Source organism: Providencia huaxiensis, from assembly GCF_002843235.3.
GTDB classification, from domain to species: domain Bacteria; phylum Pseudomonadota; class Gammaproteobacteria; order Enterobacterales; family Enterobacteriaceae; genus Providencia; species Providencia huaxiensis.
The window spans coordinates 3,349,025-3,362,687 of the sequence record NZ_CP031123.2 but is presented as its reverse complement, the minus strand read 5'-3'; the positions used below and the strand labels follow the sequence as shown (position 1 = coordinate 3,362,687).

The 13,663-nt window shown below is 42.5% G+C and carries 8 protein-coding genes and 1 pseudogene; 3 read left to right on the top strand and 6 right to left on the bottom strand.

Annotated elements, in window-relative coordinates; translation table 11 throughout:
* Nucleotides 1-32: 32 nt before the first annotated feature.
* Nucleotides 33-2,213 carry an extracellular solute-binding protein gene (locus CYG50_RS17115; protein ID WP_102138175.1) on the bottom strand — a complete coding sequence of 727 codons (2,181 nt, stop codon included), beginning with the start codon at nucleotides 2,211-2,213 and terminating at the stop codon, nucleotides 33-35.
* A gap of 302 nt (nucleotides 2,214-2,515) precedes the next feature.
* Here CYG50_RS17115 and CYG50_RS17110 point away from each other — a divergent pair, with 302 nt between their 5' ends.
* The 3 genes and pseudogenes from CYG50_RS17110 to CYG50_RS17100 all read left to right on the top strand — a co-directional run bounded on the left by CYG50_RS17110 (nucleotide 2,516) and on the right by CYG50_RS17100 (nucleotide 5,308).
* Nucleotides 2,516-3,337, top strand: coding sequence for an MBL fold metallo-hydrolase (locus CYG50_RS17110; protein ID WP_102138174.1), 822 nt, complete (start codon nucleotides 2,516-2,518; stop codon nucleotides 3,335-3,337).
* A 10-nt stretch (nucleotides 3,338-3,347) separates the two neighbouring features.
* Nucleotides 3,348-4,598, top strand: coding sequence for an MFS transporter (locus CYG50_RS17105; protein WP_102138173.1), 1,251 nt, complete (start codon nucleotides 3,348-3,350; stop codon nucleotides 4,596-4,598).
* Between the two features lie 21 nt (nucleotides 4,599-4,619).
* Nucleotides 4,620-5,308: pseudogene (locus tag CYG50_RS17100) on the top strand (MgtC/SapB family protein).
* A 37-nt stretch (nucleotides 5,309-5,345) separates the two neighbouring features.
* On the opposite strand, the gene CYG50_RS17095 reads toward CYG50_RS17100, so the two are convergent.
* The 5 genes from CYG50_RS17095 to pepA form a co-directional block, all read right to left on the bottom strand.
* Nucleotides 5,346-7,202: a glycerophosphodiester phosphodiesterase family protein gene (locus CYG50_RS17095; protein WP_102138172.1), complete on the bottom strand. Its 1,857-nt coding sequence runs from the start codon at nucleotides 7,200-7,202 to the stop codon at nucleotides 5,346-5,348.
* 539 nt (nucleotides 7,203-7,741) lie between these two features.
* Nucleotides 7,742-8,236: a GNAT family N-acetyltransferase gene (locus CYG50_RS17090; RefSeq protein WP_102138171.1), complete on the bottom strand. Its 495-nt coding sequence runs from the start codon at nucleotides 8,234-8,236 to the stop codon at nucleotides 7,742-7,744.
* A gap of 158 nt (nucleotides 8,237-8,394) precedes the next feature.
* On the bottom strand, nucleotides 8,395-11,265 hold the full coding sequence (locus CYG50_RS17085) for a valine--tRNA ligase (protein ID WP_181490177.1): 2,871 nt from the start codon (nucleotides 11,263-11,265) through the stop codon (nucleotides 8,395-8,397).
* 37 nt (nucleotides 11,266-11,302) lie between these two features.
* Complete coding sequence (locus CYG50_RS17080; protein WP_102138261.1) at nucleotides 11,303-11,752, bottom strand: DNA polymerase III subunit chi; 450 nt, start codon at nucleotides 11,750-11,752, stop codon at nucleotides 11,303-11,305.
* Between the two features lie 349 nt (nucleotides 11,753-12,101).
* On the bottom strand, nucleotides 12,102-13,613 hold the full coding sequence (gene pepA, locus CYG50_RS17075; RefSeq protein ID WP_102138169.1) for a leucyl aminopeptidase: 1,512 nt from the start codon (nucleotides 13,611-13,613) through the stop codon (nucleotides 12,102-12,104).
* Nucleotides 13,614-13,663 lie beyond the last annotated feature (50 nt).

Here is a 13,663-nt window from a genome sequence, read left to right as displayed (position 1 = left end):
ACCACGGCCTCGAGAGGCTGTGGCCTGTATTTTTAAAGATTTTTTAACCCTAGATTTATCTTCTGAATGGTTTCCTGAATGGTCATTAACCCATCTAAAGCATCAATGACCCCACGGCCAATGATATTTTCAGCCTGACGAAGATTAAATGCTTCTCCATTAGGCATTGTGGATTCACGGACTCCCGTCCTAATTTCATTATATGAAAGCGAAAGCCAAGGATAACGCTGCCTAACCTCTTGCATGTAAATATAATTACGCTGAATAGTATTCCCACCAAGCATCAGTATATGATCCTGAATGACGTCAGAGTATAGCCAGCGGTAAAAATGCTCGACTAATTCTGTCTTTTTACTACAACGTGACATACCTAAAACCCCACCGCCAATTTGAGGCTTTCCTCCAGGCACTGGGGCGAATCCAATGTTATTGGACATGGGGCTATGAGCTACATCATTAAATAAATTCATATACGCGATATTCATCGCAAGGCCTCCTGACTCAAACCGTTTTATCGATTCTCCCCACCACTCACTGTTAATCCGGTCTGTGTAGGAGAGTTGGTTCATGTAGTCAGTAAGCACTTTCTCAGCAATCAAAGGGCTTAAACTTGGTTCTGTACTGGTGTCAAACAAGCGTCCACCTGCGGCATAATAGCGTAGCAGGTACTCTGATGAGATTATTCCAGCACTGCCTGTTGTCGAAGAGGAGCCATAAGGTTTATTCTCGTTGCCTGCTTCTCGATGAGTATAGAAAAAATGGCTTATTTTGTCGTATTCTTCAAAAGTAGAAGGAACTTTCAGCTCTTTGCCTGTCGATTCAAAGTACATGCGTTTTGTAATTGGGTCTTCGAATAGGTCTTTTCTGTAAAACATAAGTTGTACACTTGCATCCAACGGCATTGCATAGGCTGTGCCATTAACCAAACAGAATCGGTTTTGCTTTTGTTCTGTGTACTTTGATTGCAAGTCTGTTAATCCATTACCTATCGCACTAAGTGGAACGAGTGTCTTTTCTGCAAACCAAGGAAAGAAAGCGACATCAACGCGTAATAAATCGTAAAAAGCATGCTCTTCTATCGTATTAAGGATGTTGAATATCTCACCAAAGGGGCGAACAGAGATATTAACGTGGACTCCTGTTTGGGCGAAAAAGTTAGGAAGCAGCTTTTGTAATGCGTCGGTTGAAGGACTGGGGATCGTTAGTAAATTAAGCGTATCAATTCGAAGACGTTCACCATCTCTAACCTCACTGGTGTAAACACGGCTACAAGGGTTGGAGATTTGCGGTTCCTGTTCTAGCTTTTGCCCCTCATTTTGAAATAAGCGAATAGCAACATCTTGACCTAATTGGGCGTAATTAATCGGGGAGCAATATATTCCATTAACCATTGGCGGTGTGCTGCCAGTTAATGAAAAAATACGGGGCGCAGCTCTCGAGCTTCCGAAATAACTAGCCTGAGTGATATATCGAGTTCTTTCGAGATCTTGCGTAATGATTGCATCTAACTTTTGGTTATTTGCGAAAAAATCAAATGCGGTATTGTAGGATTCGAGGTCGCTTGAGTAGCACACAACAATTTCGATATTCGGCACGTATTTTTGTAATGATAGCCGTACTTCCCGCACAAACTCCTCACTATTCAAATGATGTGAGGCCTCGGCAAAAACTCCAATTCTTTTATATGAGTTTTTTGCTATCTGATTTGCGATGGCTTCAGCTGCCTGAACGTAGTCAAGGCCAAAATGGATTTTAGCATTTTGGGGTTTTCGATAGACAAAAGTCACATTTTCAGGGGCAATTTGAAGCGTATCAAAATAAATAGCAGCATCATCAAGACAACTAACAGAGATAACACTTTTATATCCACCGGAGGCGATTTTTTGCAGCACTTTCAATTCTTTAGATTTGAGGTCATCAGTCAGGAAGATATCAAATGGCAAATCTGAACACTCTTCGATCGTTTGGCGAATAGAGTTGAATAGTACAGTGTATTTTTCTGATGTTAGGTGGGGGAGTACAATAGCAATCTTAATATTTGTATTTGCTCTGAGTAATTGAGCTTGTGTGTTAACGCTATAGCCCAGTTCTTTGGCTGCATTTAACACAGCTTCCATTTTCTCTACGCTGACGTTACCACGCCCATTTAACACATTAGAGACTGTGCCGTGCGAAACACCAGCAATCCTACAAATATCCCTCATCGTTGCCATTGATTATCCCCTCCAAATTGACTGTCAATAATAATACCTTAATTTGAGGTTATATAAAGATAAATGAAATTGATTCGTATCATCATATAGGACTTATTGTATGACTAAGAACATAATGAATTCAATTCTTTTACATCTAATTAACTTTGACTTATTGCATTGATATTTTTGGTATTAGTGAATTTTACTTTGAACATGATCACTTAATTCACTATAAAAGCTTTGTGATTATCTTAAATTATATATATTGATACGTATCAAATGCAGATAAGCATGATAATTACAAATAAAAGGAATTCACTATGAAAATCCATTTTTTAGGTACAGCTGCTTCCGAAGGTATCCCAAATCCATTTTGTCGATGTGAACATTGTTTAGAGGCACGCCGGCTAGGCGGAAAAGATATTCGAACCCAGTCATCCGCTATCATTGATGATGTTATGCTAGTAGATATGTCTCCGACGTTCAGTCATCAGTTATTGCGAGATGGTCGTGATGCGACTGATATTGAAACGCTTCTTTTTACGCATACTCACCCTGACCACTTTAATGTTGGCGATTTATATAGCCGTATGGAAGGTTATGGCTACGAAATATGTCACCCTTTGCACATTTTTGGTAACGACAGAGCAATTAATGGCTCTATCAGTGTTTTACCTGGTTACAGCAAAGAGCGCTTCGGCTTTCATTGTATGGTTCCCTATGAAACCGTTGAGCATAATGGCTATAAAATCACCCCCTTGCTGGCTAATCATGCAAAGTGGGAATATTGTTTTGTGTATCATGTAGAGAAAGGTGGAAAGAGTATTTTTTATGGACATGACTCCGGTTGGTTCCCTGAATTGACTTGGAACTGGCTTGTCGATAAGCCGTTGGATATCGTTGTTTTAGAATGTACCTATGGCTTGAATGGTGATGATAGAACGGACAATCACATGAGTTTGGAAACCGTGTTTGCAGCCAAACAGAAGCTGGAAGATCAAGGCTGTATACACTCGAAGACAAAAACATTGGTTTCCCATATCTCACACAGCGCGCGTTTATTACATGAAAATCTGGAAAGTATTTGCGCTGAACATAACATTTTAGTTGCTTCTGACGGCCTCACGGTTGAAGCAAACTAAGGAGATCACTATGAGCGTGAATATAACTTCCAGGCTGTTGATTATGATGTTTGTCCAATATTTCATGCAAGGCGCATGGAATATGACGATGGGACTGGTATTGAGTTCTTATGGAATGGCTAACATCATTGGTAATGCTTATGCTTTACTGGGACTGGCGACTATCATGTCACCACTCTTCATCGGAATGATTGCGGATAGATTCTTTTCATCACAAAAGGTTATGGCTGTACTTCACATTATCAATGCAGGTGTGTTGCTAACGGTGCCTCAATTTGTGGAAACACAGAATGTTGGAATGACCTTGTTACTGATCTTTATCGTCGGTTTGCTGTTTTACCCTACCACAGCACTCTCCAATAGTATTACTTTCTCGCACATTAACGGCGTGAAAATGTTCCCGGTTATCCGAGTGTTTGGAAATTTCGGTTTCATGGTTGTGGGATTCATCATGGGTGAAATGGGCTTCTCTGGTAGTACCATGACTTGGTATATTGCTGCGGGTGCAGGTGTTGTGCTAGCTCTATACTGTTTAACACTGCCGGACACGCCTCCGAAAGCAAAAGACCAACCATTTAAGCCTAGGGATATTCTATGTCTTGACGCACTTTCTTTATTTAAAGACCGCTATTTCGCAATTCTCATGTTTAGCATCTTTGTGCTCATGATCCCAAAAACAGCTTATTCCGCTTATATTCCGGTATTCATTAAGGCGCTTGGGTTCGATAACGCAGCATCTATGATGCAGATTGGCGTGGCCTGTGAAATCGTCTTCATGTTTGTGCTGTCATTCGTGCTGTTAAAATTCGGGTTTAAAATTACATTAGCATTAGGTATTGGCTCTTGGATTATCCGAACAATCCTTTTCTCTTATGCAGCAATGGATACTGGCACGATGTTCATTATCATCGGCCTGTTACTGCAAGGTTTGTGTTGGGACTTTTTCTTTACTGCAGGCGACATCTATGTTGATAAAAAGGCGCGCCCAGAAATCCGAGCTCAGGCTCAAGGGATCCGCTTTATCGTCTCTAATGGTGCAGGCTTATTATTTGCTTCAACTGTCTGTGGTTATATTTTCAACAATACAGTCACAGAGACAGGAGCCGCGTCACTGCCTCAATGGGTTACCTATTGGCACTACCCAACAGTAGTTGCAGCCGTTGTATTAGTCTTCTTCCTTATTTTCTTTAAAGATGATGTTTCAAAAAAGAAAACAACGCAGCAAGATAATCACAATGTGGATGCTGTTGTTGAGAAATAAATGGAGTGAGGAGAGAGGTAAATGGAAGGCTTAACCTATATTTATGAGCAGTTAAGCAGCTTCCCTCCTACATTAATCAAGTTGATGGTCGCCTTTGTCTTAGGCGGCCTCCTTGGTTTAGAAAGGGAAGCAAAAGGTAAACCGGTTGGTTTTACCACATGTGTTATCATTTCTGTTGCTAGCTGCCTGTTAACGAATACTACGCAGGGATATCCGACAATATACGTAGCGATCCCATGAGGCTAGCGGCGCAGATTATTAGTGGGATTGGCTTTTTAGGTGCAGGGGTCATCATGCACCGCAGCGATGATGCCATCTCAGGCTTAACAACCGCTGCAATTGTGTGGGCTTCAGCTGGGATTGGTATAGCGTCAGGAAATGGTTTTTATATTCATGCTATCGCAGTGACGGTCTTATTTTTTGTTGCAATATGGATTAGCCCACAAGTCTTGCTCTATCAAGCAAAGAGCAAAAAACTTGGTAAATTAAATATCCGAATGTTGTTCAATGATGAGGATGGCTTGCAGTTAATGATTGACTACCTGAAATCGAACAAAAATATAATAGACAGTCTAAATATTCGGGATTTAAAAAAGGAGCGTGTTGAAGTTAACTTGAGAGTGAATGTCAGGCAAAAAATGACGTTAACTGAGTTTTACATAGCACTCAAACAGCTCCCACATGTGCAGGCGGTGACTTTAGAGCATTAATATTAGGCCAGACAAATTATCTGGCCTAATATTACTATCAATTACTACTGTTATATATCCCCCACAGTCCCCATGTGTCATCTTCTACATAATTACCAGTTGCCAAAGAGCCATACATATCAGTCCCATACATGCCTTCGTTCATATTTCTAACCATTTGTCGCCCAGTTTCTGAGTGATAATACTGAATAGGAATTAAATGGTTTCTATCGAAAATAAATAGAGATTGCTCTTCCGCGGTTTTACAGCCTTTTTCCCACAGCAGTCGCCTTCTTGCATCTCTATCTACGGTTAGGCAGTATTCTGAGTTTTCATTAAAAATTTGAATAGCAGCGCCTGCTTCTGAAGAATACTTATGCTTTTCAATCACTTTTGTATGAAATACTTTATGATAACCATCAGCTGTCGCATTGGAATAATCGCACCGATAGGTCCAAGCATAATGATCGCCATCAAAGTTATCCCAAAGACAGACTACACCTCCCCAGCCCCATGCTGCTTCACCTAACCAGGGCTTGATAAATATGCTGTTTTCTTTTGGAAAATTGTCTAGCAAATTAAGTTGACGAGAAAGGACGGAGTTCATCTCTTTTGACGGTTTTACAGTAACTGGAATCGCGACTTTATCCAACTCGCCTTGCATTTTGTAATAAGTATCAACGGAGTCAGGGTCATCAACCGTAATTACATTTGCACCAATACTTCTGGCCCATGCTAGGTTCATGCGGATATCTTTTTGTTCGTTAGGACCTAATCGCTCTTCCATTGTGTAACAACAGTTACCAGTATTAAGAATATAGGCACTTTCAATATTTAACTGCCGACCATCCGTAGTGCTCTTAATGGTTACTCCTTGAGTAACTTTGTCTCTTTTCCATTGAATGAAATCTGGATTGGGCACAAATAACCCTAGTGCTTTTTGTTTGCTTTTAATAATTGAGATCATTCGAGCCATTGAGCCTTTAAAAGTGTTATCACTTTCTAAGCTAGTTGGCTTTTCATACATACCTTGATCTGAAAGACGCTTCGTAGTTGTAATAAAATCATCTGAGTTTTTAATCACAACCTCAACATTTGGCACCAATTTAGCGGGTTGCCGAGCCCAAGAAGCAACCGCTCGACTGGTATTGTCCTCATATTGTTCACCTGGAGGGTTAGGTATATCCATTTTATTGATTTTTTCCGCTCCCCAGGGACTAATATAAGGGTTTGCCATAACGGCGGAGTTCGCGCCTTCCTTTATAAGCAGTTCTTGCCACTTTTCATAAGTTGGCACATGCTCCATACCAAATTTGACAATAAATCGCTTTAGAACATCAGGATGTGTTTTAGCTTCTTCAGAAATCGCTTTCGCAACCATAATAATTGCTTTTTCATCTTTAATATCAAAATAAAAAAGAGATTGACCATTGTTTGCTATGTAATCTGTGATAACTTCTTCAACCGTTGGTACATATTGATTCGTCGCATCCCAGTTAACAGAATGCATTTGTTTTGATTGAATTTCACGTTGAGTAAGACTTGATATAGGGGGATTCGGGCCGCTATTTGTTTCAGGGTTGTAATCCATTTCCAATACACGACCAATATTAGCATCATGAAAAACCATTAGAGCCCCGTCACTAGAAAGTCTGACATCCGTTTCTATCGCGTGCCTGCATTTCTTGTATGAACCTTGGAACGCTAGCAGACTATTTTCGGGAACTTTGCCATTCATATCTCCCCTATGATCCACTGAAACAACGGTGTCATCTTTACCTATGAAATCTAAACGGTCATATTGTTCTTGCCCTGTAGGGCATGTTGCATTTGCTGTAATAGGAATTAAAGTCAATACGGCTGTGCTGAGTAAGAGCAATGTGTTTTTTTTGAAATTAGCGAATTGCAGATTCATTCTGTTCCTTAATTATTAGGTATTGAACAATTAAATGATTGAGATAAATCGATAGATCACTATCCCAGATATTTGGTCTATTCAGTACAGCATGGAAAAACTGAACAACCAGCCGCATTGGTCGCGGGGAAGGGGAAAATTTTAGTTAAGTGACGTGTCTCACATTATTATTGAGTTTAGTTATTGGCTATTTCCAAAAGAAATACACAAATTGTGGAGGGATATAAATCAGCAAAGTTGGTTTATATGGTATCGAGCTTGGTTAGAATTCCTCTAACCTTAAGCGTATTTAGTGGTATTTATTAGCACTGATTTGAAGACAATGAATAACCATTTTGGGGGTAGGGAGTATTTTACTGATACAGTAGGGGATAATGAAACGGTCATCAGGCGTTATTATGGTATCAGGATAAAGTCGATCAGGAACTCGGCCAACAAATGGAACTGTTCGGGGATTAATAAAGAATATAGCCCCCTTATCGTAGGAGGCCCAACTTAAAGCCATCTCTTCTCGAGGCGCTATTTTACTTATAGCAAAGCTATAGCGCTTTCAACATGCGAATTTCACAGTCACTATGGCCAGTATTACCCAGTGGCTCATCAATAAATTCAAAACCTAATTTTTCATACAGCTTAATGGCCGCTTGGAGCTCTTTGGTTGTCTCTAAATAGCAGCGGGTATAGCCTTGCTGTTTAGCAAACGCCAGTGACATTTGTACGATTTGCTTCGCTAGGCCTTTGCCTCTGAGTACAGAAGATAGGTACATTTTTTGTAGCTCAGCTGTTTGGCTATCACCACCTGCGACTTGCGAAACACCGCCACCGCCAACAATTTCGCCATCCATTTCCACCACCCAGTAAGCACTGCGCGGTTTGCTATAAACTTCAAATAAGGTATCTAAGATAGGGTCTGCAACGGCAAATCCTTTGTCTGCGGTTAAGCCATGTTCAGCAGAAACTTCGCGGATCACTGCGGCAATGCCTGCGTTATCTTGTTGTTCGATAAGACGAATTTTGTAGTTTTGTGTTGTCATGTGAAACTCTTGATTATTATTGTGTACAACTCAGTGTAGAGAGAACCAGAAGGGAACTTCAATCTGAGAACTGCGAACGCAGTCATTTGATGATACTCGAATAAAAAGCCCTTATCAACGAATCGATAAGGGCTTAAAAATGATGAGTTACTTAATAATTATAAAGAGGCGATAGTCACTTTTTGCGCTTCAATTTTAGCTTTTGCTTCAATATTAGCAGTTAAGCGTTCACGCTCTTTTTCAACAACGGCAGCAGGCGCGCGGCTCACAAAACCTTCGTTAGCTAATTTGCTTTCAATGGTTTCGATTTCTTTCACCACTTTTTCCAGCTCTTTATCTAAACGAGCCAGTTCTGCGTCTTTATCGACTAAGCCAGCCATTGGGATCAGCAGCTCTGCACCGCCAACGAGTTTAGTGACGGAAACCGGTGCTTCTTCACCATCAGCCAGTACGCGGATGCTTTCTAAACGTGCCATTGATTTGATAAAGCTTTGGTTTTCTTCGATACGACGTTTCGCATCAGCAGAAGCACCACGCAGCATCACATCCAGTGGCTTACCTGGAGAAATGTTCATTTCCGCACGAATATTACGGACAGCAATAATGGCTTCTTTGATCCACTCAAGGTCGCTCAGCGCAAGTTCATCCACTTTAGCCGCATCAAACTCAGGGAACGCTTGCAACATAATGGTATCGGCATCAATGCCTTTAACCACTTTCACACGCTGCCAGATAGTTTCAGTGATAAACGGAATGATTGGGTGAGCAAGGCGCAGTAAACCTTCTAGCACTTCAATCAGGGTGAAACGCGCTGCACGGACTTGCGCTTCGTTACCTTTATGAACAGCAGGCTTAGACAGCTCTAAGTACCAGTCACAGAATTCATTCCATGTGAAATCATATAAAATACCCGCTGCGATATCATAACGGTGAGTATCTAACGCTTCACGGTAAGCTTTCACGGTCTGATTAAATTGCGCCATGATCCAGCGGTCAGCCAATGAGAAGCTCATTTCGCCACCGTTTTGACCGCAGTCTTGGCCTTCCGTATTCATCAGGACGAAACGGCTCGCATTCCATAATTTATTACAGAAGTTACGGTAGCCTGACAGACGTTTCATATCCCAGTTAATATCACGGCCTGTTGATGCGAGTGCTGCTAAAGTAAAGCGCAGAGCATCAGTACCGTGGGCTTCGATCCCTTCTGGATACTCTTTACGGGTACGTTTAGCAATTTTCTCAGCCAGTTGTGGCTGCATCATGTTGCCAGTACGTTTTTCAAGTAAGTCTTCCAGAGAAATACCGTCAATCATATCCAGTGGGTCGATAACGTTCCCTTTGGATTTCGACATTTTTTGGCCTTCTTCGTCACGGATCAGGCCTGTCATGTAGACGGTTTTAAATGGCACTTGTGGCTCACCGTTTTCATCTTTGATGAAATGCATGGTCATCATGATCATACGGGCGATCCAGAAGAAAATAATATCGAAACCACTGACCAATACATCGGTTGGATGGAAAGTTTTCAGTGCATCGGTATTTTCTGGCCAGCCTAGGGTAGAGAATGTCCACAGACCGGAAGAGAACCAGGTATCCAGTACGTCATCATCTTGGCGCAGAGCGATATCCGCATTTAGATTGTTTTCACGACGAACTTCGTCTTCATCGCGACCCACATAGACATTGCCTTTTTCGTCATACCATGCAGGGATGCGATGACCCCACCACAGTTGGCGAGAAATACACCAGTCTTGAATATCACGCATCCAAGAGAAATACATGTTTTCATATTGGCGTGGAACGAATTGAATACGGCCATCTTCAACAGCTTTAATGGCATCACGCGCTAAAGGTTCGGTACGTACATACCATTGGTCGGTCAGCATTGGTTCAATAACCACGCCGCCACGGTCACCGTAAGGCACAGTTAAGTCATGTGGTTTAACTTCAACTAACAGGCCAAGTTGTTCGAACTCTGCCACGATAGCTTTACGAGCCGCAAAACGTTCCATACCGCGGTAAGCTTCTGGGATTTCACAGCTATATGCAGTCGATGGGTTACCGTTAGTATCGAAAACTTCTGCTTCATTACGGACGTTACCGTCTAAGTCCATCATGTTAATCATGGTTAACTGATGGCGTTTACCGACTTCATAGTCATTAAAGTCATGAGCAGGGGTGATTTTCACACAACCGGTGCCTTTTTCCATGTCGGCGTGTTCGTCACCCACAATTGGAATACGGCGATTGATAATTGGCAGAATAATTTCTTTGCCAATTAAATCTTTATAGCGTGGATCTTCCGGGTTAACTGCGACACCGGTATCCCCTAACATGGTTTCAGGGCGGGTAGTTGCGACCACTAAATAGTCTTTGCCTTCAGCGGTTTTTGCGCCATCAGCTAATGGATAACGCAGGTGCCACATAGAGCCTTTAACTTCACGGTTTTCAACTTCTAAGTCAGAAATTGCCGTGTGCAGTTTCGGGTCCCAGTTAACTAAGCGCTTACCACGATAAATTAAGTTTTCTTTGTAAAGGCGAACGAACGCTTCTTTAACGGCTTTAGATAAGCCTTCATCCATAGTGAAACGTTCACGTTCCCAATCAACAGAGTCGCCTAAACGACGCATTTGTTGTGAAATGGTACCGCCAGATTCCGCTTTCCATTCCCAGATTTTGTCAATGAATGCATCGCGGCCGTAGTCGTGGCGGTTTTTACCTTCTTCTGCTGCGATTTTACGCTCAACGACCATCTGAGTTGCGATACCCGCATGGTCTGTCCCCGTTTGCCATAAGGTGTTTTTACCTTGCATACGTTGGTAGCGGATCATGGTGTCCATGATGGTTTGCTGGAAGGCATGCCCCATGTGCAGGCTACCAGTGACATTCGGTGGTGGAATGACGACGCAGAAGCTGTCTTGGGTGGTATCCCCATTAGGTTTAAAATAACCGCTTTTCTCCCAGTGAGCATACAGAGATTGCTCAATCTCAGCGGGGTTATACGTTTTATCGAGCGAAGGCTCATTCATTGGGCTATCTGGTTTCTTTTCCATTGTCTTTTTGTATTCAGTAAGTTGGCGGCGCCGCCATAGTCAAATTGAAGCCGACGCTACGGTAAGTTTTATACCGTTCACGCGCCAACTGTTTTAAAGTTTCATCAATAGGTACGAAGTCTACCACTTCATGGAAAGCCGTGGCAAAATCTGCGAATTGATTTTGTAAATTAATCAGAACATCACGAGGAGTATTTCCCCGTTTAGCTGGCCAACAAATTTCAATCGGAGCACCATAACGTGGCCCTTCACCTGCCAGATTATGCGGGACAAACTGGTGCGGGTCGCGTTGCCACAGGGCTTCATCAATCTTTTCAGCTTGTTGTTGTGTTTCGCAAGCAATCAAAACGCGTTTTCCACTGCGCCATAGCTGAGCCGCAAGCTCACAAGCTAACAATTCGTGGCCATCGAGTTCTGATGACGGCGAGGGAAGTTCAAGTTGATAGAATATTGCTTTTTTCATATACCCGTCTATACCCGTCATACTTCAATCTGTAGGGGTGTTGGCTACACGTTTTCACCTTAGTCACATACTTTTGTATGCTCCCAAGGTCTCAACCGCTTGCCGCCTACCTACAAACTGAATTATTTAGGGTATAGCGTAAATAGCTACCCTTCAATTTGCAGGGTTGTTGGTTATGTTCTTTTGGTGACTGAAAGCCAGATTATTTCTATGCTGAATTATAACCTTTTTTATAGCTGGCTCAAAATGGCTTTCTTGGGACATCAAAAACCAAAAAATAATATCCCGAATCGCTATTGCTCATCGGGATATTTTTACGAGTGATATACAGCTAAATCACTAAATGGGATTAATCATCACCATTAAGACCGGCACGGTTCAATAAGAACTGTGCGAGCATAGAAACAGGGCGACCAGTTGCCCCTTTCGCTGCGCCAGAACGCCAAGCAGTCCCTGCGATATCAAGGTGTGCCCAGTTATATTTCGTGGCAAAGCGAGATAGGAAACAGCCTGCAGTGATAGCCCCCGCAGGACGACCACCTGTATTGGCTAAATCCGCAAAGTTCGGTGTGATTTGGTCAAAATATTCATCGGCTAATGGTAAACGCCATGCACGGTCACCCGCTTGCTCAGATGCATTTAACAGTTCGTGAGCCAGTGGGTTATGGTTTGACATCAAACCGGTGTAGTGGCTACCTAATGCAATCACGCAAGCCCCTGTTAAGGTTGCGATATCGATAACCAGCTCAGGCTCAAAACGTTCAATATAGGTGAGAGCATCACACAGAACTAAACGGCCTTCGGCATCGGTATTGAGGACTTCAACGGTTTGCCCTGACATCGTCGTTAGGATGTCACCCGGACGATAAGCGCGACCGCCTGGCATGTTTTCACAGCCAGCTAATACCCCAATCACATTGATTGGCAGTTGCAACTCAGTGATAAAGCGCATGACGCCATATACACTTGCGGCACCACACATATCGTATTTCATTTCATCCATGCCTTCGGATGGCTTGATTGAAATACCGCCAGAGTCAAAGGTTAGACCTTTACCAAGTAAAACGATTGGCTTACTTTCAGGGTCTGAACTGCCTTTATATTCCATGATGGACATTAGCGATTCATTTTGTGAACCTTGACCCACCGCGAGATAGGCGTTCATTCCTAACTCTTTCATTTGCTCTTCACCAATGACTCGAGTGGTGAGTTTGCTGTCTGAAATATCTGCTAATTGACGTGCTTGGGACGCTAAATAACCTGCATTACAGATGTTTGGCGGCATATTACTTAAATCTTTCGCTGCTTTAACCCCAGATGCAATAGCTAATCCGTGAGAAATAGCACGCTCACCACTGGTTAATTCACGGCGTGTTGGTACATTGAATACCAGTTTACGCAGTGGGCGGCGATGTTCTGTTTTATTACTTTTCAGTTGATCAAACACATACAGCGATTCTTTCGCTGTTTCGACAGCTTGACGAACTTTCCAGTAGTTATTGCGGCCTTTGACATGTAATTCAGTTAAGAAACAGACGGCTTCCATTGAGCCCGTTTCATTCAACGTACTGATTGTTTTCTGAATAATTTGTTTAAATTGGCGCTCATCTAATTCGCGTTCTTTACCACAGCCGATAAGTAGAATGCGTTCAGACAGAACGTTGGGTACATGATGGAGTAGCAGGGATTGCCCCACTTTACCCTCAAGTTCGCCGCGGCGCAGCAGGGCGCTGATATATCCGTCACTTATTTTGTCCAGCTGTTCAGCAATTGGGGACAGACGGCGTGGTTCAAAGACTCCGACAACAATACACGCACTGCGTTGTTTTTCCGGGCTACCACTTTTTACACTAAACTCCATGCGTTCTCCTGAATCTTAAAGACAAAGGCCGATGCTCCCGCTAAAATTAG

What these genes read in the sequence shown, in the direction of transcription:
- CYG50_RS17095 (WP_102138172.1), bottom strand. Translation starts at nt 7,202, where the DNA reads ATGAATCTGCAATTCGCTAATTTCAAAAAAAACACATTGCTCTTACTC.
- CYG50_RS17110 (WP_102138174.1), top strand. Translation starts at nt 2,516, where the DNA reads ATGAAAATCCATTTTTTAGGTACAGCTGCTTCCGAAGGTATCCCAAAT.
- CYG50_RS17105 (WP_102138173.1), top strand. Translation starts at nt 3,348, where the DNA reads ATGAGCGTGAATATAACTTCCAGGCTGTTGATTATGATGTTTGTCCAA.
- CYG50_RS17085 (WP_181490177.1), bottom strand. Translation starts at nt 11,265, where the DNA reads ATGAATGAGCCTTCGCTCGATAAAACGTATAACCCCGCTGAGATTGAG.
- CYG50_RS17115 (WP_102138175.1), bottom strand. Translation starts at nt 2,213, where the DNA reads ATGGCAACGATGAGGGATATTTGTAGGATTGCTGGTGTTTCGCACGGC.
- CYG50_RS17080 (WP_102138261.1), bottom strand. Translation starts at nt 11,752, where the DNA reads ATGAAAAAAGCAATATTCTATCAACTTGAACTTCCCTCGCCGTCATCA.
- pepA (WP_102138169.1), bottom strand. Translation starts at nt 13,613, where the DNA reads ATGGAGTTTAGTGTAAAAAGTGGTAGCCCGGAAAAACAACGCAGTGCG.
- CYG50_RS17090 (WP_102138171.1), bottom strand. Translation starts at nt 8,236, where the DNA reads ATGACAACACAAAACTACAAAATTCGTCTTATCGAACAACAAGATAAC.